Annotated in this window: 18 protein-coding genes and 1 pseudogene; 17 read left to right on the top strand and 2 right to left on the bottom strand. The window is 70.9% G+C overall.

The window, feature by feature from the left end; all coding sequences use genetic code 11:
• Window positions 1-38: 38 nt before the first annotated feature.
• Both WMF14_RS41115 and WMF14_RS41110 read left to right on the top strand, forming a co-directional pair.
• Entirely contained in the window at window positions 39-1,841 is a 1,803-nt protein-coding gene (locus tag WMF14_RS41115; RefSeq protein ID WP_437795627.1) for a hypothetical protein, read from the top strand.
• The gene (locus tag WMF14_RS41110) at window positions 1,838-3,007 is read left to right on the top strand and encodes a trypsin-like peptidase domain-containing protein (protein WP_437795625.1); all 1,170 of its coding nucleotides are present in this window, start codon (window positions 1,838-1,840) and stop codon (window positions 3,005-3,007) included. The genes WMF14_RS41115 and WMF14_RS41110 overlap by 4 nt, the downstream gene beginning before the upstream one ends.
• A gap of 18 nt (window positions 3,008-3,025) precedes the next feature.
• Here WMF14_RS41110 and WMF14_RS41105 read toward each other — a convergent pair whose 3' ends face one another.
• Window positions 3,026-3,283 carry a hypothetical protein gene (locus tag WMF14_RS41105; RefSeq protein WP_437795623.1) on the bottom strand — a complete coding sequence of 86 codons (258 nt, stop codon included), beginning with the start codon at window positions 3,281-3,283 and terminating at the stop codon, window positions 3,026-3,028.
• A 374-nt stretch (window positions 3,284-3,657) separates the two neighbouring features.
• Here WMF14_RS41105 and WMF14_RS41100 point away from each other — a divergent pair, with 374 nt between their 5' ends.
• The 13 genes and pseudogenes from WMF14_RS41100 (at window position 3,658) to WMF14_RS41040 (ending at window position 17,973) form a co-directional block, all read left to right on the top strand.
• Complete coding sequence (locus WMF14_RS41100) at window positions 3,658-3,831, top strand: hypothetical protein (RefSeq protein WP_437795621.1); 174 nt, start codon at window positions 3,658-3,660, stop codon at window positions 3,829-3,831.
• Between the two features lie 174 nt (window positions 3,832-4,005).
• Window positions 4,006-4,983, top strand: a complete 978-nt coding sequence (locus WMF14_RS41095; protein WP_437795618.1) for a hypothetical protein — start codon at window positions 4,006-4,008, stop codon at window positions 4,981-4,983.
• A gap of 299 nt (window positions 4,984-5,282) precedes the next feature.
• Complete coding sequence (locus tag WMF14_RS41090) at window positions 5,283-6,719, top strand: hypothetical protein (protein WP_437795616.1); 1,437 nt, start codon at window positions 5,283-5,285, stop codon at window positions 6,717-6,719.
• Window positions 6,716-8,920, top strand: coding sequence for a hypothetical protein (locus WMF14_RS41085; protein WP_437795615.1), 2,205 nt, complete (start codon window positions 6,716-6,718; stop codon window positions 8,918-8,920). The genes WMF14_RS41090 and WMF14_RS41085 overlap by 4 nt, the downstream gene beginning before the upstream one ends.
• On the top strand, window positions 8,917-9,975 hold the full coding sequence (locus WMF14_RS41080) for a hypothetical protein (protein ID WP_437795612.1): 1,059 nt from the start codon (window positions 8,917-8,919) through the stop codon (window positions 9,973-9,975). The genes WMF14_RS41085 and WMF14_RS41080 overlap by 4 nt, the downstream gene beginning before the upstream one ends.
• An 8-nt stretch (window positions 9,976-9,983) precedes the next feature.
• Window positions 9,984-10,934 (top strand): annotated as a pseudogene (locus tag WMF14_RS41075) (hypothetical protein); the annotation flags it as partial.
• Window positions 10,935-10,936: 2 nt separating this feature from the next.
• Window positions 10,937-11,146 (top strand): hypothetical protein, encoded by a 210-nt coding sequence (locus WMF14_RS41070; protein ID WP_437795610.1) that lies wholly within the window; start codon window positions 10,937-10,939, stop codon window positions 11,144-11,146.
• On the top strand, window positions 11,143-12,204 hold the full coding sequence (locus tag WMF14_RS41065) for a hypothetical protein (protein WP_437795607.1): 1,062 nt from the start codon (window positions 11,143-11,145) through the stop codon (window positions 12,202-12,204). The genes WMF14_RS41070 and WMF14_RS41065 overlap by 4 nt, the downstream gene beginning before the upstream one ends.
• A gap of 108 nt (window positions 12,205-12,312) precedes the next feature.
• Window positions 12,313-12,744 (top strand): hypothetical protein, encoded by a 432-nt coding sequence (locus WMF14_RS41060; protein WP_437795605.1) that lies wholly within the window; start codon window positions 12,313-12,315, stop codon window positions 12,742-12,744.
• Between the two features lie 441 nt (window positions 12,745-13,185).
• A complete protein-coding gene (locus WMF14_RS41055) occupies window positions 13,186-13,461 on the top strand; it encodes a hypothetical protein (RefSeq protein WP_437795602.1) in 276 nt (91 codons plus the stop codon).
• A gap of 580 nt (window positions 13,462-14,041) precedes the next feature.
• Window positions 14,042-16,414 (top strand): 3-hydroxyacyl-CoA dehydrogenase/enoyl-CoA hydratase family protein, encoded by a 2,373-nt coding sequence (locus tag WMF14_RS41050; RefSeq protein WP_437795599.1) that lies wholly within the window; start codon window positions 14,042-14,044, stop codon window positions 16,412-16,414.
• A gap of 9 nt (window positions 16,415-16,423) precedes the next feature.
• Window positions 16,424-17,605, top strand: a complete 1,182-nt coding sequence (locus WMF14_RS41045) for a thiolase family protein (RefSeq protein WP_437795596.1) — start codon at window positions 16,424-16,426, stop codon at window positions 17,603-17,605.
• Between the two features lie 110 nt (window positions 17,606-17,715).
• Window positions 17,716-17,973 (top strand): BolA/IbaG family iron-sulfur metabolism protein, encoded by a 258-nt coding sequence (locus WMF14_RS41040; protein ID WP_272102490.1) that lies wholly within the window; start codon window positions 17,716-17,718, stop codon window positions 17,971-17,973.
• Window positions 17,974-18,127: 154 nt separating this feature from the next.
• On the opposite strand, the gene WMF14_RS41035 is transcribed toward WMF14_RS41040, so the two are convergent.
• Window positions 18,128-18,892: a DUF4215 domain-containing protein gene (locus tag WMF14_RS41035; RefSeq protein WP_437795593.1), complete on the bottom strand. Its 765-nt coding sequence runs from the start codon at window positions 18,890-18,892 to the stop codon at window positions 18,128-18,130.
• 421 nt (window positions 18,893-19,313) lie between these two features.
• Between WMF14_RS41035 and WMF14_RS41030 the strand changes: the two genes are divergently transcribed.
• Both WMF14_RS41030 and WMF14_RS41025 read left to right on the top strand, forming a co-directional pair.
• Window positions 19,314-21,389: an OmpA family protein gene (locus WMF14_RS41030; RefSeq protein WP_437795590.1), complete on the top strand. Its 2,076-nt coding sequence runs from the start codon at window positions 19,314-19,316 to the stop codon at window positions 21,387-21,389.
• Window positions 21,390-21,471: 82 nt separating this feature from the next.
• Window positions 21,472-21,978 carry a hypothetical protein gene (locus WMF14_RS41025; protein WP_437795587.1) on the top strand — a complete coding sequence of 169 codons (507 nt, stop codon included), beginning with the start codon at window positions 21,472-21,474 and terminating at the stop codon, window positions 21,976-21,978.
• The last annotated feature ends 37 nt before the right edge of the window (window positions 21,979-22,015 follow it).

The raw sequence follows: 22,015 nt of genomic DNA, 5'->3' as shown, positions 1-22,015 counted from the left end.
GGTGCCACCTCGGCCTTGCGCTGAGGTATGCTGTCGGCGTGGCGGTCCCCTCGAGCCCGGCCTCCGACTTCTGCTCCGCGTGCGGGTTCCCGCTGCGTGGGCCGCGGTGCGAGGCGTGCGGGGTGGACCGGTCGCCGGCGCGCTCCGTCTCGCGCAAGCCGCCGCCCGCGGACGCCGACTGGGACGGGAGCTCGATCGACGCCTGGCGCACGCGCGACCCGGTGCGCTTCGTCGCGCACTGCGCCTCCGCGGAGGCCGGGGCGAGCCTCCAGGCGACGACGCTGCAGGAGGGCGTGGGGTGGATCGTTCCGCTCGGGGCGATGACGCTCTTCGCCTCGCTCGACGCGGCGAACGAGCGGGTGTCGATCGACGTCCCGGTCGTGCGCGTCGCGGAGCGGCACCGGGTGCCGCTGCTCAGGACGGCGCTGGAGCTGTCGGGCGGCTCCGAGCCGTTCCGGCTCTGCATGCGGGAGGATCTGCTGCTGCTCCGCCGCGTCGGCCGCGTCGCCGCCTTCACCCCGGAGGCGCTGCGCCAGGCGCTGCGCGAGAGCGGCGAGGCGGCGCGGCGGCTCGGCGAGACGCTGGGCGCATGGTTCGACGCGCGGCCGCCGTTCTCCGAGGAGCAGCGGGCGAGCCTCACGTGGGCCTCCGCCGGCCGCGCCCGGCCGCTCAAGAACCTCACCGTCCCACCCGCGCCAGCCCGCCCGCAGAGCGCGCCCTCGGTGCGGGCCGGTGCGCCGGCGGCGCCGGTCTCGGGGGCGCGGACGCCGCTCGAGGAGCTGGCGGCGTGGGCGGCGCCCCCCTTGCCGCGCCTGCCCGAGTCGGTCGCGCGCCCCATCCGTGACGCGGACGCGATCCCCGACATCCTGTCCCCGTCGCTGGCGTCGGCGCCGACGCCGGCGGCGAGCGTCGCGTCGTCGAAGAACGGCGGCGCGCCCGCGCCCAAGGCCGGCATCCTCCCGCCTGCGCACGACGCCGGCGCGGCGTCGAAGGCGAGCGTCGGCGCCGCGACGCCGGGGTCCGAGGGCGGCGCTGCGAAGCCGGTCTCGGCGAGCGCGGCGGCGCCGCTGTCGGGCGAACAGGCGGCGGCCGCGGACAATCCGGCGCAGGTCGGCGATCGCCGCAGCGCGCGCACCGTGCCCTTTCGTCGCTCGCCCTCCATGGCGGCGACGCCGCTGTCGGTGCGCCCGCCCGCGCTGCCGGAGGTCGAGATCGAGCCTCCGTCGCGCCGGAGCATCCCGTCCCGCCCGGAGTCGGCGAACGCGGCGGCCGATCGGTTCTGCCAGCTGCTCCGGGACGCGCAGGTGCTCGGCGCGGCGCTCAGCTTCCAGGAGCGGCCGGGCGTCATGGTGCTCCTCATCCGGTGCACGGTCTTCCGGGCGATCTACGAGCACGGCGAGGCGATGCCCGACGCTGTCGCGCACCTCTACCGCTGCACGGCGGCCGCGACCCGCGAGCTCATCCAGGCCGAGGGCGGCTCGCGCCGCGGGAACACCGCCGGCGTCGCGGAGCCGGCGCTCCTCGCGATGGAGCGGCTCGTGGCGATGCGCGGCCAGGTGCCCGAGGAGAAGCCGCTGCACATCGATCCGCTCACCACGGCGGCGCTCGCGCGCGAGCACCTCGGCCGCTACCTGCGCGAGATCGAGCGCGCGCCGGCCGACCCGATGCTCCGCCACTTCCTCGCGATCGGGGCCCTGTCCGAGCTCCTGGTGCGCACGAAGCTGCCCGCCAAGACCGAGCAGCGGCTGCGCGACATCGTCGCCTACGCGCAGCGGGACGGCGCCAAGCCCGGCACGATCGAGCTGCTGATGACGGCGCTCTCGAGGATCGTCGCGCAATGACGTCGCAGCTGGCGGCGCACGGCGACGGCGATCTCGCGCTGCTCCACGAGCGCGTCGCCCGCGCCCGCCGCTCGGTGGTGGCGATCCGCGCCGGCGCGCTCGTGACGACCGGCTGGGTGGCGCTCGGCAACGGCGTCGTGGTGGCGAGCCGGCGCGGGCTCGGCTACCCGACGGAGGTCGCGCTGACGTTCGAGGACGGGCGGGGCATGGCCGGGCGGGTGATCGCCGCGGACGTGGGCCGCGACGTGGCGCTCGTCGCGCCGGCCGAGCCGCCCGGCGTCGCGGCGCTCGCCGCCCGCGCGGCGGCCGAGCCGCGGCTCGGCGAGCGCGCCGCGGTGCTGAGCTGCCTCCCGGGGCAGAGCCTGCGCCTCGCGGTCGCGCGGGTCTGCCACGTGGCGCGCAAGGTCGACGGGCAGCTCCCGGCGTTCGAGCTCGACGTGGCGGCGCCCCTCGGCGCGCCGGTGCTCGATCCGGAGGGGCGGGTCATCGGCGTGGTCGCGGCGCCGTCCGGCGCGGCCGGGGAGCTCGCGGGTCACTGCGTGGTGGTCCCGGCGGGCGCGTTCCAGCCGCTGCTCGCCCTGGGGGACCGGCCGCTCGCGGAGCTCAGGGACCGGGCGCCTGTGTATCGATGCCCGGCGTGCGAGGAGCCGTTCGACGTCGAGTGCGACCGGTGCCTGGGCTGCGGCCGCCTGCTGCCGCACGCGTACCCGCCGTGCCCGGCGCGCGCTGGCGTCGAGCGGGTGATCCGGCAGGGGCTGACGGCGCTCGGGCTCATCGCCAACCGGGTGCGCGTCGGTCCGAGGGCGTGGCGCATCGCGCAGCGGCCGTACCCCACGGCGGAGACGGCGACGCAGGTGGACATCGAGATCGACGAGGCGGGGCGCCTGCTCACGCTGCGCGCGCCGGTCGTGGGGCTGCCTCTGGCGAACCACGAGCCGTTCTACCGGTTCCTGCTCACGATGAACGACCAGACGACGGGGGAGTTCCGCGTGTCGCTCACGGGCGACGAGGTGTCGGCGTCGTGCGTGGCGTCGCTGGAGGGCTGTGCGGACCACGACGTGGCGCTGCTCATCGATGGGCTCGTGCAGATGGCCGACGAGTACCGGAGGACGCTGGCGGAGACGTTCGACGCCGCGCCCAGGTTCGAGTCGGCCGCGGTGCGCTGAGGGGGAGGCCCGTCGGCGTTAACCAAGCGCGTTCAGGTCCCCACGCTCGCCCCCAGCAGTCCCCGTCGTGGACGTGGTCGTGAACGTGGTCGTGGTCGTGGTCGTGAACGTGGTCGTGGTCGTGGTCGTGAACGTGGTCGTGGTCGTGGTCGTGAACGTGAACGTGGTCGTGAACGTGAACGTGGTCGTGGTCGTGGTCGTGGTCGTGGTCGTCAACGGCGATGCGGTGCCGCCCATGGCGGTGCCGTCCGTCAGGCGATGCCACCAGGTGCCCATTGCCTCACCTCGACATGTTTTCTCATGCCTTGATGGCTTCTCCCCACTCTTCGCCTCCCTGTCGCCCCCAACCCCAGCGTCATTGCAGGCTCGTACTTTGGCCGCGTAATCTCGGGCGCCATGAGACGCCGTTTGGCGCGTCGGGAGCCACGATCTCCGGTCTCGCGCTGAGCTGGGCGATGATCTCGTGCGGCGCCGCCGTCGGTTATTCCGACGATTGCGCCGAGATCTCAGCGGCGGGCACGGCGGCCGGGCAGGAGCGGTAGCCGAGCCTGTCCGGCCAGCGGATGCCGACGGGTCTGCGCCGGATGACGACAGGTTCCATCTCGGATGACGATGAACCCCCCACCGGATGACGGCGGGTACCCGCCTCGATGACGACGTCTCCGGGCCGGCTGACACTGGCTCGCCGCCCGGTGCCGATGGATGACGGCCGGATGCTGATGGGCTCCGGCCGCGTGCTGGCGGGCCCCAGCCCCGATGACGACGTCTCTGGGGCGGATGCGGATGGCTTCTGGGCGGATGACGATGAAGTCCATCTCAGATGACGACGGCCCCCTCCCGGAATGACGACGCCCTCCGCCGCGATGCCGACGATTCCGCGTCGCGCGCTTGCGCGCCGCCATCCACGGGCACGCGCCCCGGCGCTAGCTGGCCTGGCGCCATGGCCAAAACTTGCCACCCCGTCGACATGCCGCTCCGGACCCTCTTAGCCTGCGCTGATGGCCAAACCTATCTCTCCTCCCGAAGAGACCGACGACAACGATCCCACGCTCGAATCCCTGGCTGAGCGGCTCGGCAAGCCGGAGCCAGGCATCATCGAGGCATTGCTCGACGGCACGACCGGATCCCAGCTCGTCGAGCGAGGGCGGCAGATCGCCTCCTCACGTGTCTTGACCGACCTGCGCCGCCTCTACGCGACGGCGCACGCGTGCTGGTCGGGTGCGTCGAAGGAGAAGCGGGAGAAGCTGCGCGGCTTCTCGCCGGAGCTGCTCGCGCTCGCGGTCGACCAGGCGCTCGCGCTGGAGCGGCTGCTCGAGGCGCACGAGAGCGCCGGGCAGAAGAAGGACGCGGCGCGCGCCACCAAGGACGCGGCGCTGCGGGAGCGGCTCTCGCGCGCGCTGCTCCTGCGCGACCAGGCCTACGAGGTCCTGCGCGGCGTCGCCGGCTCGGGCAAGGAGGCGCGCGAAGAGCTCGCGCAGGCCGTCGGCACCGCGGAGGATCCGGGCGCGCTCGCGCGCGGGCTCACGCAGCTCGCCGCGCTCGGCAAGCGCTACCTCGCGCAGAAGAAGGGCCCCATCGCCGTCCGCGCCAAGCTGATGCGGCTTGACCAGGACTACGTCGCGCGCCTCGAAGAGACCGCCGAGGAGCTCACCCAGGCGGCGAAGACCGCGGCCGCGCGCCCCGCGGGCCAGAAGGTCACGAGCGGCGACCTCGACCGGGCCGACGGCATCAACCTGATCCTCCTCGAGCAGATCGTGCGGGTGTTCGAGCGCGCCAACGAGCAGGATCCGACCATCCCGCGCCTCGTGCCCATCGCGACACGGCGGCTCTTCAGCCGGAGCACCAGGAAGAAGTCGACCGAGACGCCCGGCGGAGGAGGCGGCGCCGCTGGCAGCGGCAGCGCTGGAAGTGGCAGCGCCGGCGGCGCGCCGCAGGACGAGGAAGATCCGGTCGAAGGCGACGACGCGCCGGCCTGAGCCCAGAGCGCCCAGATCGGACCCGAGCATCGACCGAGGGCCCAGGCTGCATGGAACCTGGGCCCTCTTCCTTTTTTGTCACGCCCTTGCCGGCGACTTCGCTGGCGGACCCTCGCCCGCGGCCAGCTCGCATCCATTTCCCGTGGATTCCCGTGGCTCTGCGTGGCCAGCCAATGTGCTCCTCGGCCGAGCAATGTCCTACCGATTTCGTGAGGACGCTTGCGCCTGTTGAACGGGCGGGCGAGCGTGCTTTGGCGAGAAAATCGCGGGGTGGAGGCAATGAGATGAGAACGGCGCGATTGGCGACGATCGTTGCGGCGGCCCTTGTCGCCCTGGTGCTTGGTGCGACGGCGCCTGGGTGCCTGTGGGATCGCGAGGAGCCCCTGAGCGGGAGGATCTGCGCGATACCGAATACCGGTGTTGTCGAGCACTGCGTCGACGCGAGCGAGGGCCCGGCCAGCGCGTGGAGCAAGGCCGAAGCGGACGGCGAGCTGCCGATATTCATGTGGGCATGGTGGTCGGGTCGGGTGACGCCCGAGGAGCTCATCGCGAACGAGGCGGAGCTCGGGGCCTGGTTCGACACCATCGATCGGGTCGTGTCCTATGTGCGCGACGAGAGGAAGCACGCCGAGTCGCTCCGGGCGACGCTCCATGGCGAGCTCGGTAAGCTGCTCCGGCTGATCAGGGATAGCCAGGAGGAGGCCCTCCAGGCAGAGCCGATCCATGCGGCCGACAACTTCAACGAGGCGATGACCGGTAAGGCGAGCGCCGAGCGGGAGCCTCTCATCGCCACGATCGCGGCGGACAAGCTGGCGATGGCCGCCGTGCGGGCCGTCCTCGATCGAGCCAGGGACGAGGGCGCGCCGCTGCAATCCAGGTACGCGGGCGCGGCGGCGCGCTTCGCCGCCTACCGCGCGACCGAGGCGGCGGAGACGGCGGCGTACGCGGCGCTCTCGGCGCAGGCATCGCGATCGATGATCGACGAGCTCGACGGCGTGGAGCAGGCGGTGCTCGCGGCGGCGCGCGAGGCGAGCCGCGCGCCGAGCGAGCTCGCCGCGGAGGTGATGACGCTGTCGGCGGAGCTCCAGGCGCTCGCCGTCTCGTTCGACGAGGCAATCGCGCCGCATAAGGAAGTCCTTGCGACACACGGCTCGGTGGTGCCGGACATGACATCGGGGGCGCTGCGGTCGCTGAGCGCGATGCTGGGGTATGTGCAGCGGCGGGTCGCCCGGAGCGACGCGACCGCGACGGCGCTGCTCGGCGGCATCGCGCTGCGCCGGCAGGCGCTCCGCGTGCTGCAGATGGACGAGGGGGCGCGCGAGGCGAGCGCGCGGTCGCGGATCCGCCGGGCCTCGGAGGTGTTCAGCGAGGGAGCGCGCGCGCGGGCGGCGGCGCTGTCGGCGGCGCCGCCGATGAGCGAGAAGGTCGGGCTGCCGCTCTTGGCCGAGCGGTACGGGGAGCTCTTGGCGCTGGTGCAGATGCGGCCGCTCTGCGAGGCGGCGTCGTCCTCGTGGCGAGAGGCGGGGTGCGCGGCGCTCCGAGGGCGGTTCGACGCCGCGGAGGCCGAGCTCAGGACGGGCTTGCCGCAGAAGATCGCGGCGGGCCTCGCGGCGCTGCGGGAGAGGGGGATGGGCGCGGCGGAGCTCGATGCGGCTCAGGCGAGGCTCGACGCGGGCGACGTGAAGGGCGCCGCGATCGCGTATGACGCCGCCGTGCGCGGCGCGGAGGGGACATGAGACGCTCGAAGGACGTTGCGCTGCGCGGCCGGAGCGCCATGGTGGTCCAGAAGCTCGTCGCGCTTGTCACGGCGCTGGCGGTGCTGGCGCCGTCGTTCGCGTGGGCCGGCACGCCGTACACCATCCTATGGAGCAACCACCAGGACGTCGACTCGTGCGCGAGCGGCGAGCTGGAGACGGAGGGTGACGCCCTCTTCGAGGTGAACCAGACGCCCCTGCCCACCTACGGGATCCCGGGCGCGCTGCAGGTCGAAGGCGACGGCTCTCGGAGCAACAAGCTCGAGGCGGGGTTCGACTCGGTGCTGCTCCTCACGGGGGCCAACCAGTTCGACTTCGGGGTCCACACCGTCAACGGGGGCAACTGGTGTACCCATGCGCACGACGTGGTGCACCTCGTCTCGGAGCCGCTCGGACTGAACAAGCCGCTCTTCGACATCCGCCGCGATGGGACCGCCTTCAATGGCAGCACCGTCGCCGACCTCAGCCTCGCGGAGATCAACCCCGCGCTCGCGCGCGACATCGCGGAGCTGGAGGTCGCGATCGGCAAGCTGATGGAGGCGATCCTCCGGAACGCCGCCAAGATAGCGGACCTCCGCGCGCGGATGGATCTGCTGCGGCAGCTCGACACCGAGCTGCACGACCTGGTGAGCCGGCCGCTGGACGAGATCTCGCGGACCGACCTCGATGAGATCCTCGACCGCTACGAGGCCGTGCTCGACCCGGCGACGCGGGCGGCGATGGAGCAGCTCGTCGACGACCTGAAGGAGAGCGTCAGCGACCTGGGGGACGAGCTCGCGCGGCTGATGGACGAGTTCGGCGCGCAGGCCGACGAGGTGGCGGACCTCGCGACGCAGGACGCGCGCGCTGATGGGTGGAACCCGGATGATCCGTGGGCGTATGCGCTCGGGGAGAGCGAGGTGCCGTGGGTCGAGGTGCCGGACATCGCGAAGGTAGAGGGAGCGTTCGAGGAGGGGAGGGACCCGTACGCGGCGTATGCGGACGGCGTGATCGCGGCGCTGGAGAAGGACGTGAGCGGGGGCGCGGTGGTCGCGCGGGCGGACTTCGTGGCGAACGTGAGGGCGTGGCGGGCGAACAGCGCGGCGCTGGAGATCGCGCTGCGCGACCGGGTGGGCGTGTCGCTGGCGGAGACGAACGCGTTCCTGAAGGCGCAGAACCGGATCACGGCGGTCGTGCGGCGGTACATGGATGCGTCGGACTGGTTCGAGGACTCGCCGGTGCCGGCGGACCTGCGGGCGCAGGTGGACACGGTGCTCAAGCCGAGGTTCGACGCGCTCGCGGACCAGATGAAGGACAGCCTGAACCAGTGGACGGGGGACGGGCTCGATCTGGAGCAGACGCAGCTCTACCAGACGATCAGCGCGTTCGCGGCGGCGATGTCGACGATCGGCGAAGGGTTCGAGGCGTACGCGGAGGTGATGCAGACGCTCGTCCACGCGACGACGCGCGTCGGGGTGGGGTTCGTGCCCGTGGTCGGGCCGGCGCTCGACCTGTGCGAGGCCGTGACGGGCAAGGCGTGGTGCCTGCCGTCGGGGCAGGAGCTCAGCGACGAGGAGCGGATCTTCTCGGGGATGGGGTTCGGACTCGGGGCGATCGGGCCGATGTGGCGCGCGGTCAAGACCAGCAGCGGACTGCGGCCGGCCGCGATCCGGGTGGCCGGGGAGATCGCGGAGATCGAGGAGGTGTTCGCCAAGATCGTGAAGACGAACCGCGTCCGGGGGTACAAGACGCTCACCGGGGCGATCACGAAGTTCGAGGTGAACATCTTCGAGAAGAAGGCGGCGAAGTTCCTGATGGACGACGGCCGATCTCTCGTCGGAGTCGGCGACGACGGCGTGCGCGAGGTGGTCGGGATTCCGAAGACCTCGCGCCCCAAATCCAAGGAAGCGATGGCTCCCGACTTTGTGTCAATATCCCGGGGGCACAAGCTGATCATCAGCGAAGCGAAAGGCGGAAAGATCTATGTTGACGATGTGCGCAACCAGCTGTCAAACGCGATGAAGGCCCTGAAGAAGAAGAGGCTCGATGGAGACGTGGAGCGGGTCGAGCTCATCATGGAGCAGGGCGCGGAGTTCGAACCGAAAAAGTACACGGTCAAGGATGGCTACCTGTTCGATTCGGACGAGGGCAAGACCGTGCCCCTGATAGACTTCGACAAGTTCATCATGGTGATCCGCCTATGAGCGAATCAGGCCCCCACTTTTTTGCGTGGTGTGACGAGGTAGAACGGCTCGATGCGTTCGCCGCGGCGCTATCGGCCCTCGTCATCCCGGGGGATCTCATCGGCCTGATGATGAGCGCGAGCATATCGCGCGAGACGCATTCGGTCGATGAGGTTCTCGCCATGGTCCGCGCCCACTTCGGAGGTTTGAAGAGCGCTCACATACTGTCCGGCGTGAATCTGCGCGATTCCGAGCGCGACATCTGTGCCGGCATCGCGTGCTACCCCGAAGAGAGCGAACGTCGCTCTCCAAGCGGCCCTCTCAAACTGAGAATGTGCGAGAAGCGGGATTTCTTCCCGTTCGAGATTGCCGTGCGCAGTTACAGCCCACGCTTCGTGGAGGCCGAGGCCGCGGTCGCCTGCCACCTGGTCCAAGGTGACATCGAGGACCTCCTGCTCCGCCTCTGCGCGCCGGATACGAGCGGGCGCGTGCTGACCGGCGCCTGCACTGACAAGGAGGACTGGCTAGCCCCCATCGAGATGTGCGCCACCTACAACGCAGACGCCGCGGAGATCGCGCGCGATCTGGCCCTCACGTGGTTGAGCCTTCACGACAAGGAGAGCGTTTCACGCATCGCAGGCACGTCTCTGGATGCGCTGCACGCGCGCATGGACGCCGCGCCGCGCGGGGCGCGCGTGCCCATGAAAGGCACGAGCGAGCTTACACGTTCCCTCTCGCGCGAGACCGTGCTCAAGGCGATCGCGACGCCGCCGGCTGCGCTGCTCGATGCCCTCGAGGCGGCAGCGGTGCCCGATGACACGTGGCGCGCCGCCGAGCCCGAGGCGCACGAGATCATGGCGCTGCTCCGCCAGCTCGGGGAGGCCCCAGCGGGCCAGGGGCCGCCCGCGTTTAGCGTGAGGGTCACGTCGGCTAGCCACGTCCGCTTCCTCGAAGAGCACGCGCCTTTCCACGTGCGCTGCCTGCCGAGCGGCGGCGTGATGCTGGCCACGCACCCGTACCGGACGCTCTGGCCGCTCTGGGCCGACGCGCTCTTCGTGCTCGGCCTGATGTCCTGACGCACGTCGTGCACCCTCTCGCTTCCCCGAACATCAAATGCCTGCGGCAGGTACCAGACGGCGCACCCCTCCCTGAGCGCGCGGAGCGCGCGATTAGGGAGGGGCGGACTGCGCGCAGGCGCGGAGCGCCGAGCACGGGCCGGGGGTGGGCATCCGCGCTCCCGGAACAGTCCTCCCCCCTTGCAGATCGGTCCTCGTCGACGATCATCACCGAGGGGTGGAATCCGGATGATCCGTGGGCGTATGCGCTCGGGGAGAGCGAGGTGCCGTGGGTCGAGGTGCCGGACGTCGCGGAGGTAGAGGGAGCGTTCGACGAGGGGAGAGACCCGTACGCGGCGTATGCGGACGGCGTGATCGCGGCGCTGGAGGCCGACGTGAGCGGCGACGTGGTGGTCGCACGCGCGGACTTCGTGGCGAACGTGCGGGCGTGGCGGGCGAACAGCGCGGCGCTGGAGATCGCGCTGCGCGACCGAATGGGGGTGTCGGTTGCGGAGACGAACGCGTTCCTCAAGGCGCAGAACCGGATCACGGGGTACGTGCGGCGGTTCATGGACGTGTCGGACTGGTTCGAGGACTCACCGGTACCGGCGGACCTGCGGGCGCAGGTGGACACGGTGCTCAAGCCGCGGTTCGATGCGCTCGCGGACCAGATGAAGGACAGCCTGAACCAGTGGACGGGCGACGGGCTCGATCTGGAGCAGACGCAGCTCTACCAGACGATCAGCGCGTTCGCGGCGGCGATGTCGACGGTCGGCGAGGGCGTCGAGGCGTACGCGGAGGTGATGCAGACGCTCGTCCACGCGACGACGCGCCTCGGGGTGGGGTTCGTGCCGGTGGTCGGGCCGGCGCTCGACCTGTGCGAAGCGGTGACGGGTAAGGCGTGGTGCTTGCCGTCGGGGGAAGAGCTGAGCGACGAGGAGCGGATCTTCTCGGGAGTGGGGTTCGGGGTCGCGGCGATCAGGTGCGCAACCAGCTCTCGAACGCGCTGAAGGCGCTGAAGGAGAAGAGGCTGGATGGAGACGTGGCCCGGTACGAGCTCATCATGGAGCAGGGCGCGAAGTTTGATGACCCGAACATCACGGTTCGGGACGGCTACCTGTTCAACTGGAAGACAGGCCAGGCAGTGACCCTGATAGACTCCGACAAATTCATCCTGGTGATCCGGCTATGAGTGAATCAGAACCTTGGTTCTATGCGTGGTGTGACGAGGCAGAACGGCTCGGCGCGTTCGCTGCGGCGCTGTCGGCCCTCGTCAGCCCGGGGGCTCTCATCAGCCTGATGATGAGCCATCAGCAAGGGTGCGAGACACGCGCCGTGGACGAAGTGCTCGCGATAATCCGCGCCCACTTCGGAGGAACGAACAACGCTCACCTGGGCTCTGGCGTGAGGCTGAACGATTCCGCGCGCGACATGATGTTCGAGCTCAAGTGCTACACCGACGAAAGCGAGCGAATCCATCCTTGGGGCCCCTTCCGCTTGACGGCGGGCGAGCGCACGTGGGATTTTTTCCCCGACGAGGTCCTCGTGGGCAGCTCCAGCCCGCGCTTCGTGGACGCCGAGGCCGCGGTCGCCTACCACATGGTTCAGGGTGACATCGAGGAGCTGCTGCTTCGCCTCTGCGCGCCCGATGCGAGCGGGCGCGTGCCGACCGGCGCCTGCACGATCAACCAAGAATGGCGCGCCCCGGTCGAGATGTGCGCGACTTACAACGCGAGCGCCGCGGAGCTCGCGCGCGACCTCGCCCTGTCGTGGGTGAGCCTCCACGACAACGAGAGCGTCTCGCGCACCGCGGGTATGTCGCTGGAGGCACTCCACGCGCGCGTCGACGCCGCGCCGCGCGGCACGCGCGTGTCCATGAAAGGCAAGAGCGAGCTCACGCGTTCCCTCTCGCGCGAGACCGTTCTCAAGGCGCTGGCGACGCCGCCGGCAACGCTGCTCGAAGCGCTCGAGGCTGCGGCAGTGCCTGACGACGCGTGGCGCGCGGCCGAGCCAAAGGCGCACGAGATCATGGATCTGCTCCGTCAGCTCGGGGAAGCTCCCGAGGGCGAGGGCCCGCCTGCATTTCGGGCAGACATCACGACGCGCGGGCACACCCGCTTCCTCGGAGAGCACGCTCCCTTCCACGTGCGCCGCCTGCCGAGCGGTGGCGTGGTGCTGGCGACCCATCCCTACCGCACGCTCTGGCCGCTTTGGGCAGACGCCCTCCTCCTGCTCGGTATCACTTCATGACGTGAAGGGTCTGTTCGCTCTGCGTCGCGGCTCGCGGTATTCCATCGAGGCCGCCGGCACCATCAGAATCGGGATACATCGTCTATGAACAATGAACATGGCGAAAGGATGGGCGATCTCTCGCGTCTCGTTGAGCTGGTACTCGACATTGCAAAGAGTGCTCTGGAGGAACAGGGAACATTTCTCCCCGGCTCCCTCGCGGTCGACGCCGCCGGGAAGTATGCCATCGGCGTGGCGCCGCACGGCGGTGTTGACGGCTGGACGCTCCTCACGAACGCGTTCCGGCAGCGCGCGGCGGCCGAGGAGCTCCGAGCGGTCGCGCTCTATCGAGACGTGCGGGGCCGCGAACGAGGCGCATCGGAGGACGTGGACGCCATTCATGCCGTCGTGGAGCTCGCCTCGGGCGAAGCGGTCCAAGTGTTCCAGAACTATCGCAAGAATGACGCGGGGGAGATCGTCTACGACAGACCGGAGATCGAGCCGGCACCCTCCGTCATCTTCGTGGAGGCGGCTCGCATGGCGGCAGCCGCCAGGCGATGATGGGAGTTCTGGAAGTGATCGCCGCGATCGCTCCCTCCCTTGTTCTTGCCACTCAGCCTGACTGCCCCGCGTCGAACCCTCTCCGCAATCGATGCCGCGCTGGCCGCCATCCTTCACACCCTCGATGCGCGGTGCCTCGCATCCGCCGGCCCAGCGCCCACGCCACTCCCGCAGTCCGCGCCGCTCTCGCAACGCCGTCCGAGCGCAGCGCGGACTCCGGCGCGCGGTCGCCTGGCCCGGTACGCACACCCCCTGGACGAAGTCAACCCACATGCCCACACGCCGCCGCCGCCGCCATCCGCGGGCGACGTCGCGCCGGTCCGTCCCGCGCCGCCGCGCCGCAGTCCCCCGCACCGCCGTCCGGGACCCTCGCCAAGCGGCGCGTGGTAGCTTCACCCGCGCCCGCACGAGGCCGTGCGGCCACCCGTCATCGAGGAGACCATGAAGCGAGAGAAGCGACTGACCAAGCGCGAGCGGAAGGCGCTCGCGCCCGCGCGCCCGGCGCAGCCCCACGAGCACAAGCACATCCACTGCGTCGCCTGCGGCAAGCACCTCGATCCGGAGGAGTTCCTGGCGCAAGGATCGGCGACCTGGATCCAGTGCCTGCACAAGTCGCGCTTCGCCACCTGCGTCGAGTGCGTCGAGATCTCGAAGCGCCTCCTCGCCGAGCACGACCGCACCGGACAGCCAGTTCAGTCCGCTCAGGCATGGCACTGAGCGACCAACACCCGCCAACGCGCCCGCGCGGCCTCACCTGAGCACGCCCGCACGGCTTCACCTGAACGCGCCCGCACGGCTTCACCTGAGCACGCCTGCGCGGCCCAACCTGAGCACGCCCGCCCCGCAAGCGGGCGCCCTGGACAGCTCGTCCCAGAGGCCAACTCCCTATCTCCGCTGCTCTCCCGGAAACGGAAGCGCACCGAGGACGGCCAATCGCTGGAACGCACGGGTCGTCGGTAGTCCAGAGGACGCTGCCGCGTCGGCTCGGATGCGCCACCCCTCATTCCGGTGCGCCGCCCTTCATCGCTGCTGCCGTTCGCACCACCCACCCGCGCTGGCCGTGCGGTGTCCCACGTACGCCGCCTCTCATTGTAGCTGTCGCTCGGTGTCGCACACCCGCGCTGGTCCGCCCGGCGTCCCGCGGCGCCCCGCCGCGCCTCGCCGATCAGCGCGCGCCCTCGACAGCGACGCGTGACCTTGCTCGCTCTCCCGCGCAACCGTCCACCTCGGATACGCTTGCGCTCGGGGCCCTTTCCGTCAATGGTTTGCGCCCCATTCATCTCTCCGGAGGATCTGCATGACGAAACCAATCCGCCGCGCGGGCGTCATCGGCGCGGGCGTCATGGGCAGCGGCATCGCCGCCCACTTCGCGAACGCCGGCATCGAGGTCCTGCTCCTCGATATCGTGCCCCCGAACCTCACCGACGCCGAAAAGAAGGACCCGGCCGCCCGCAGCAGGTTCGCCGCAGGCGGGCTCGAGAAGGCCCTCAAGGCCAGGCCCGCCGCGTTCTTCCACCCGTCGAACGCCCGCCTCGTGCGCACCGGCAACACTGAAGACCACTTCGCCGAGCTCGCCCAATGCGACCTCGTTATCGAGGCCATCATCGAGAAGATGGAGCCGAAGCGCGCCCTCTTCGCGCGGCTCGAAGAGGTCTTGCGGCCTGACGCGGTCGTGGCGTCGAATACGTCCGGGCTGCGCATCGAGGAGATGATGCAAGGGCGCTCCGCGGACTTCCGCAAGCGATTCCTCGTCATGCACTTCTTCAACCCGGTCCGGTACATGAAGCTCCTCGAGCTCGTGGTCGGGCCCGACACCGATCCCGCCGTCGTCGCCCGCGTGCGGAAGCTCGGCGAGGACGTGCTCGGAAAGGGCCTCGTCTTCGGCAAGGACACCCCGAACTTCGTCGGCAATCGCATCGGCACCCACGCGATGCTGACCGCCATCCACCTCATGATCGAGGACGGCCTCGCGCCGGAAGACGTGGACGCCATCACCGGCATCGCCATGGCCCACCCGAAGAGCGCGAGCTTCAGGACAGGCGATATCGTCGGGCTCGACACCTTCGCCCACGTCGCCGACAACTGTTACTCGGCGCTCGAGCGCGACGAGGACCGCGACGTCTTCAAGGTGCCCGCCTACATCCGGAAGATGATCGAGGCGAAGCTCCTCGGCGACAAGACCAAGGGCGGCTTCTACCGCAAGGCCAAGGAAGGCCTGGAGACGCTCGACCCGGCCAAGCTCGAGTACCGCCCCCACGGCGGCGACGAGGCGATCAAGAAGGCCACGAGGTCGTGCGAGAAGATCGAGGACCCCGCCGCGCGCGTGAAGAAGCTCGCCAGCGACACCGGCAAGGCCGGGCAGTTCGCATGGAAGGTGCTCTCCCGCTCGCTCGCGTACACGGCGCGGCGCGTCGGCGAGATCGCCGACAGCATCGTGGCGATCGATGACGCCATGCGCTGGGGGTACAACTGGGAGCTCGGGCCGTTCCAGACCTGGGACGCGCTCGGCTTCGCCGAGACCGTCGAGCGCATGCAGAAGGACGGCATCAAGCTGCCCGAGTCGATCCTGCGCATGAAGCAGAGCGGCGCGACGTCGTTCTACCGCGCCGATGGGGCGGTGTTCGATCTGCTCAAGGGGGAGTACGTCGCCCGGCCCGTCGATCCGCGCAACGTGACGCTGGCCGGCGCTCGGCGCGGCGCGAAGGCCGTGCTCGCCAACGACGGCGCAGAGGCCTGGGACCTCGGCGATGGCGTGCTCGGCGTCACCTTCAAGACCAAGGCGAACAGCCTCGATCCGGACTCGATCGGGATGCTCTCGCTCGCCGCCGAGAAGGCAGAGCAGGACTTCCGCGCGCTCGTGGTCTTCAACCAGGGCGAGCACTTCTGCGTGGGCGCCAACCTGTTCCTCGTGGCCATGGCCGCGGGCAACAAGGACTGGGACGCGATCCGCAAGATGGTGAAGGCGTACCAGGACGCGACCCAGCGGCTGAAGTACGCGAGCGTGCCGGTCGTGGCCGCGCCCTACGGGATGACCCTCGGCGGCGGCCTCGAGCTCTGCTTCGCCTGCGACGCGGTGCAGGCCGCGGCCGAGACGTACGCGGGGCTCGTCGAGGTCGGCGTCGGCCTGATCCCGGGCGGCGCGGGGACGCTCAACATGCTCTGGCGCGCGCTGGAGGGGATCCCCGAGGGCGTGACGGTGCCGACGTACGACATCGTGACGCAGGTCTTCAAGAACATCGCCCTCGCCAAGGTCGCGACCAGCGCGGACGAGGCGAAGGCGCTCGGCTACTTCCGCAAGACGGACGGCGTCTCGTTCGACCGCGCGCGCCAGCTGTACGAGGTGAAGGCGCGCGCGATCGGGCTGGCCGAGGCCGGGTACCACGCGCCCGTGCCGCGCGCCTACAAGCTGCCGGGCGAGAGCGGGATCGCGACGCTGCAGATGATGATCGACACGCTCGTCGCCGGCGGCCACGCCAGCGAGCACGACGCGAAGATCGCGCGCAAGCTCGCCGAGGTGCTCTGCGGCGGCGCGGGCGGCGGGGCGCGCGAGGTGACCGAGGACGAGATCCTCGAGCTCGAGCGCGAGGCGTTCGTCAGCCTGTGCGGCGAGCCCAAGAGCGCCGAGCGTATGCAGTACATGCTGATGAACAACAAGCCCCTCCGGAACTAGGTGAACGCCATGGTCGACGTCGTAATTGCAGAGGCCGTCCGCTCGGCCGTTGGCCGGGCCCACAAAGGGTCGCTCGCGCTGAAGCGCCCCGACGAGCTCGCCGGCGAGGTCGTCGCCGCGCTGTTCCAGCGCGTCCCCCAGGTGAAGCCGGAGGACGTCGAGGACCTCGTCCTCGGCTGCGCCATGCCGGAAGGCGAGCAGGGGCTCAACGTCGCGCGCGTCGTCTCGCTCCTCGGCGGGATGGCGCAGGAAGGGTCCGCGATCACCATCAACCGCTTCTGCTCGAGCGGGCTCCAGGCGATCGCGAGCGCCGCGGGCAGCATCGCGATGGGATCGCTCGACATCGCCGTCGCCGGCGGCGTCGAGTCGATGACGATGGTGCCGATGACCGGCAACAAGCTGAGCGCGTCGCCGGAGGCGATGGAGCGGTGTCCGACGGTGTACACGCCGATGGGCATCACCGCGGAGAACGTGGCGAACCGCTTCCAGGTGAGCCGCGCCGACCAGGACGCGTTCGCGCTGAAGAGCCACCAGAAGGCGGCGGCGGCGCGCGCGGCCGGGCGCTTCGAGGACGAGATCGTCACCGTGAAGGGGGTGCGCTTCGAGAACGGCAAGCGCGCGACCTTCGACTTTCGCACCGATGAGCTGATCCGCAAGGAGACGACGGCGGAGGCGCTCGCGGGGCTGAAGCCGGCGTTCTCGGCGAAGGGGAGCGTCACGCCGGGCAACAGCTCGCCGCTGTCGGACGGCGCCGCCGCGGCGCTCGTGATGAGCAAGGCGAAGGCGGACGCGCTCGGCGTGAAGCCGCTCGGGTACTTCCGGGCGTTCGTGACCGTCGGCGTCGACCCCGCCATCATGGGCATCGGCCCGGTGCCCGCGGTGCGCAAGCTGCTCGCGAGGACGGGGCTGAAGATGGTCGACATCGACCTCTTCGAGGTCAACGAGGCGTTCGCCTCGCAGGCCGTCTACGTGCAGCGGACGCTCGAGATCCCCGAGGAGAAGCTCAACGTGAACGGCGGCGCGATCGCGCTCGGCCACCCGCTCGGGTGCACCGGCGCGAAGCTCACCGCGACCGCGCTCTACGAGCTGCGCCGGCGCGGCGGCCGGTACGCCGTCGTGACGATGTGCATCGGCGGCGGCATGGGCGCGGCCGGCCTGATCGAGCTGGCCGGCGCGGCCGCGCGCGCCTGATCCCACCTCTCCCCTCCCGTCGCGTCGATCCCGTCGACAGCGCGCCCCGCCGCGGCCCGAGCCCAGCGCTCCGGCTTTCCCGCGGCGGGGCGATGGCCTATAGATCGCCCATGCCGAGCCACCTGACGACCTTTCAGGGGTCGATCCCCGAGGCCCTGAAACAGGCCATCGAAGCGAAAATCGAGGGCTCCACCGCCGAGGTGACCGGCGGCGGGGGCCACTTCAACCTGGTCGTGACGTCGCCGGTGTTCGCCGGCAAGAGCATGCTGGAGAGCCAGCGGCTGGTCTACGGGGCGATCGCCCACCTGATGGCCGGCGACCAGGCGCCCGTCCACGCGATCGACAGCCTCAAGACCAAAACTCCCTGAGCGAGCGGGGCGCACCCGCTGCGGATACGGGCCCATCTCGACGTCTTCGGTGCTCAGCGCCCTTCCGTGCGCTTCCGCGCCGAAGACGCCGATCTGGGCCCGTCTCCTGTGCGGGTGCGCCCCGCTCGGCGGATCGGCGTCAGGGGGCGTGACGTCAGTCGCTCTCGACGTGGCAGGTGCTGCTGCAGCCGTCGCCGTTGGCGGTGTTGCCGTCGTCGCACTCCTCCGGGCCCGCCTCGACGTTGTCACCGCAGATGGGGGCGCAGGCGCTGGGCTCGCCGGTGCAGAGGTAGCCGAGATCGACGTCGCAATCGGGGCTGCAGCCGTCGCCGTCGACGGTGTTGTCGTCGTCGCAGCCCTCGTTGCCGATGAGCAGGCCGTCGCCGCAGAGCGGGCCGCAGGCGCTGGGCTCGCCGTTGCACTCGTAGCCCGCCTCGATCACGCAGACCGCGTTGCAGCCGTCCTCGTTCCGGACGTTGCCGTCGTCGCAGGCCTCGGCGCCGCGCACCAGGCGGTCACCGCACATCGTCGAACACGTGCTCGGCGCGCCGGCGCAGGTGTAGCCGGGCTCGACGGCGCAGCCCGCGTCGCAGCCGTCTCCTGCCGCGGTGCCGCCGTCGTCGCAGGCCTCCGCGCCGCCCACCGCGCCGTCGCCGCACTCGCCGCCCCCGGCGCCGCCGCCTCCGCTACCGCCGCCCGCGCCGCCGTCGCCTGCGCCACCTGCGCCACCCGCGCCGCCCGCGCCCGAAACCCCGCCGGAGCCCGCCGTCGTCGTGCTCGACACGGCGCTCGACCCGTTCGTGCTCGATCCGGACCCGCCGCCCCCGCCGTCGCCGTCGCTCGCGCCTTCCCGTTCGCACGCGAGCAGCGCCGTGGCCGCGATCACCGCGGCCGCCCCAGTCCACCTCGTTAACAGCATCTGTTCCTCCAGGAGCGAGGTCCGCGGGCGACGGGGGCCTCCCCTCGACCCCCGAGCGCGCGCCGAGCACCTGTTGCCCCAACCTTCCACGGAATACTCCGCTCCGATCGTCCGGACAACTTCGCCCTACCCGGACGTCCCGGCGTTCGGCCGCGCAGCACGTCAGCGCGCATCGACGCGCATCGACTCAGGATTCCCGGCGGATCGCGGGCCCTCCGCGAGGGCGCGGCGGGCGCGCGCCGCTCCCGGGCCAGGCGCCCGGCGCCGGGCGTGTGGCAGGTCCGCCGGGGCGCCGCCGTCGCTCGCGCCGCGAGCTCGCCGCGCCGTCTGTTTGACACCGGAATTCGCGCGATGGTACGTGGCGCTGGGCGCCCCACGCGCTGGCCTGATAGCGACCTCACACGATCTCGAGGACCCTCCCATGACGCCTCGTTCCCCGTTGCTCCCCGCCGAACCGCTCCCAGGCGCTCCTGGGGCGAACGACGCCCGGCTCCCGGCGCTCCCGGCCCAGGCGCGCCCCGGCCGAGCCTCCCGCCTGGGCGCCGGGCTGCTCTCCCTCGTCCTCGGCGCCGCGATGACCGCCGCCACCGCGGGCGACGCCGCGGCCCAGACGCGCACGGGAGACGGCACCAACGGCGACGGCATGGACCTGCACCTGTTCAGGCCGGCGATCGACTCCAAGGGGCTCTTCTCCGTCAACGGGGCAGACATCCTCGGCGCGAACGACATCAGCCTGGGGCTCGTGCTCGATTACGGGCACAACATCCTGCCGCTCACCAAGAACGACCGGGGGACGGACGTGATGCTCAATCACGCGTTCCAGGGGACGTTCCAGTTCGATTACGGCATCGCCAACTTCCTGGTCGTCGGGCTCTCGGTCCCGGTGGTGCTCAACGGGGGCAAGCCGGTCGACGACATCGGCCCGGGCGGCAGCGCCAACTACAACGACGACTCGCTCGACGCGCAGGCGCTCGGCAACCTGGCGATCCACGCGAAGGCGCGCATCCTCCGCCCCGATCAGGACGTGATCGGGCTCGCGGTGATCGCCCAGGCCGGGATCGGGGTCGGCGGGACCCAGGACTTCGCGTCGGATCCGGGGTTCTTCTTCTGGCCGCAGCTCGTGCTGGAGAAGCGGCTCGGCACGACCAACCCGTTCCGGATCGCGGCGAACGTCGGCTACCGCGGCCACGCCGGGAAGAACCCCGTGTTCGGCCTGCGCCAGGACGGCACGACCTTCCAGCTGAAGCACGGGGACCTCGAGTACTCCGACCTGATCACCGCCGGGGCCGGCATGAGCTACCGCGTCCTCACGCCGCTCGACCTCGTGGTCGAGACCTACCTGACCCAGCAGGTCGGCGGCGGCGACAGCGCCGAGCAGAAGCTGTCGGCCGAGGCGATGGGGGGCATCAAGCTCTTCATCGAGCGGAACAGCTTCCTCATGCTCGGCTTCGGGGTCGGGTACACGCCCGGATTCCAGGCCGCGGCGCAGCGCGGGACCATCGGGTTCGTCTTCGAGCCGTCGATCGGCGATCGGGACGGCGACGGCATCAAGGACGATCAGGACGACTGCCCCGACGAGCCCGAGGACTACGACGGCTTCCAGGACACGAAGGCGGACTCGCCCCCGGGGAAGTATGGCTGCCCGGATCCGGACAACGACGAGGACGGCATCCTCGACGTCGACGACCGCTGCCCGAACAACCCGGAGGACCGCGACGGCGACGAGGACGACGACGGCTGCCCGGAGGGGAGCGACGGCGATCGCGACGGCGACGGCATCCTCGACTCGCGCGACAAGTGCCCGGACGACCCGGAGGACCGCGACGGCTTCCAGGACAAGGACGGCTGCCCGGATCCGGACAACGACAAGGACGGCATCCCGGACAAGTCCGACCAGTGCCCGAACGACCCCGAGGACAAGGACGACTTCGAGGACGAGGACGGGTGCCCGGAGCCCGACAACGACAGGGACGGCATCCCGGACGTGGCCGACAAGTGCCCGAACGATCCGGAGACGTTCAACGGCCTCGAGGACGAGGACGGCTGCCCGGACAAGGGCAGCGTCGTGATCGAGGAGAACAACATCGTCATCCTCGAGAAGATCCAGTTCGCGACCGGCAGCGCCGAGATCCTCCCGGAGTCGTTCGGCATCGTGCAGGCGGTGGCCGAGACGCTGAAGCACCACCCGGAGTTCACGATGATCGAGGTGCAGGGGCACGCCGACGAGCGCTCGGCCGACGCGTACAACCTCAAGCTGACCCAGGCGCGCGCGGACGCTGTCGCCGCGGCGCTCGCGCAGCGCGGCGTCAACAAGGACAGCGTTCGCTCGATGGGCTACGGCGAGTACTGCCCGATCGATCCGGCCCACAACGCGGCCGCCTGGGAGAAGAACCGGCGCGTCGAGTTCAAGGTGGTGCGGACCGACAAGGGGCCGACCAACGTGGAGCTCGGCTGCGCCCTGGCCCGATCCAAGGGCGTCAACCCGCCGCCTCCCTGAGCGGAGGTGCGGCGCCGCCCTGAGCGGAAGGGCGGCGCCGCCGATCTGGACAGGACGGGTCGGGCCGGGAGAGAGTGGGCCCATGAAGGCCCGAGCCAGCCGCTCCGCCGCCACCACGCTCGCCGCCGCTGCGCTCGCCATGGTGGCGAGCGGCTGCATCAACACCGACGCCGCCGTGTTCGTCGACCCGTCCATCGCGGCGCCCGAGGCGACCGTCTCCTCGAATGCGCTGGGGACCGGCCTGACCGCGAGCTTCGCGCTGGAGCTCCACCTGAGCGCGCGGGCCAGCGGGCCCAGCCGCGTCGCGGTGCGCACCTTCGCGATCACGAGCGCCGATCAGAAGACCTCGATCGTCGAGCCGCTCCCCGCCGAGACCACGGCGGCGCTTCCGGTCGAGGTCGCTCCGGACAGCGACGTCACCGTGGCGTTCACCGTCGATACCGGCGCTCAGGGCGGGACGCTCCCGGCCGACGCCGCGGCGGCGCTCTGCGCCGCGGAGGGGATCCGCATCACGGGCGCGATCGAGGACTCGCTGGAGGACGGGGCGACGCCGGTCGCCTCCGCGGTGTTCCACGCGGACTGTCCGTGATGCGCCGCACCGGCGCGTTGCCGGGCGCCATCGCGCG

It is taken from the genome of Sorangium sp. So ce693, assembly GCF_051521375.1.
Lineage (GTDB): Bacteria > Myxococcota_A > Polyangia > Polyangiales > Polyangiaceae > Sorangium > Sorangium atrum.
The sequence above is the reverse complement of the archived record's forward strand: the minus strand, read 5'-3'. Positions and strand labels throughout refer to the sequence as shown.

Bases quoted from the DNA above. Each gene is read 5' to 3' on its own strand.
- WMF14_RS41110 (WP_437795625.1), top strand. From the start codon at position 1,838: ATGACGTCGCAGCTGGCGGCGCACGGCGACGGCGATCTCGCGCTGCTC.
- WMF14_RS41105 (WP_437795623.1), bottom strand. From the start codon at position 3,283: ATGGGCACCTGGTGGCATCGCCTGACGGACGGCACCGCCATGGGCGGC.
- WMF14_RS41100 (WP_437795621.1), top strand. From the start codon at position 3,658: ATGACGACGTCTCCGGGCCGGCTGACACTGGCTCGCCGCCCGGTGCCG.
- WMF14_RS41095 (WP_437795618.1), top strand. From the start codon at position 4,006: ATGGCCAAACCTATCTCTCCTCCCGAAGAGACCGACGACAACGATCCC.
- WMF14_RS41085 (WP_437795615.1), top strand. From the start codon at position 6,716: ATGAGACGCTCGAAGGACGTTGCGCTGCGCGGCCGGAGCGCCATGGTG.
- WMF14_RS41080 (WP_437795612.1), top strand. From the start codon at position 8,917: ATGAGCGAATCAGGCCCCCACTTTTTTGCGTGGTGTGACGAGGTAGAA.
- WMF14_RS41065 (WP_437795607.1), top strand. From the start codon at position 11,143: ATGAGTGAATCAGAACCTTGGTTCTATGCGTGGTGTGACGAGGCAGAA.
- WMF14_RS41060 (WP_437795605.1), top strand. From the start codon at position 12,313: ATGGGCGATCTCTCGCGTCTCGTTGAGCTGGTACTCGACATTGCAAAG.
- WMF14_RS41055 (WP_437795602.1), top strand. From the start codon at position 13,186: ATGAAGCGAGAGAAGCGACTGACCAAGCGCGAGCGGAAGGCGCTCGCG.
- WMF14_RS41050 (WP_437795599.1), top strand. From the start codon at position 14,042: ATGACGAAACCAATCCGCCGCGCGGGCGTCATCGGCGCGGGCGTCATG.
- WMF14_RS41045 (WP_437795596.1), top strand. From the start codon at position 16,424: ATGGTCGACGTCGTAATTGCAGAGGCCGTCCGCTCGGCCGTTGGCCGG.
- WMF14_RS41040 (WP_272102490.1), top strand. From the start codon at position 17,716: ATGCCGAGCCACCTGACGACCTTTCAGGGGTCGATCCCCGAGGCCCTG.
- WMF14_RS41035 (WP_437795593.1), bottom strand. From the start codon at position 18,892: ATGCTGTTAACGAGGTGGACTGGGGCGGCCGCGGTGATCGCGGCCACG.
- WMF14_RS41030 (WP_437795590.1), top strand. From the start codon at position 19,314: ATGACGCCTCGTTCCCCGTTGCTCCCCGCCGAACCGCTCCCAGGCGCT.
- WMF14_RS41025 (WP_437795587.1), top strand. From the start codon at position 21,472: ATGAAGGCCCGAGCCAGCCGCTCCGCCGCCACCACGCTCGCCGCCGCT.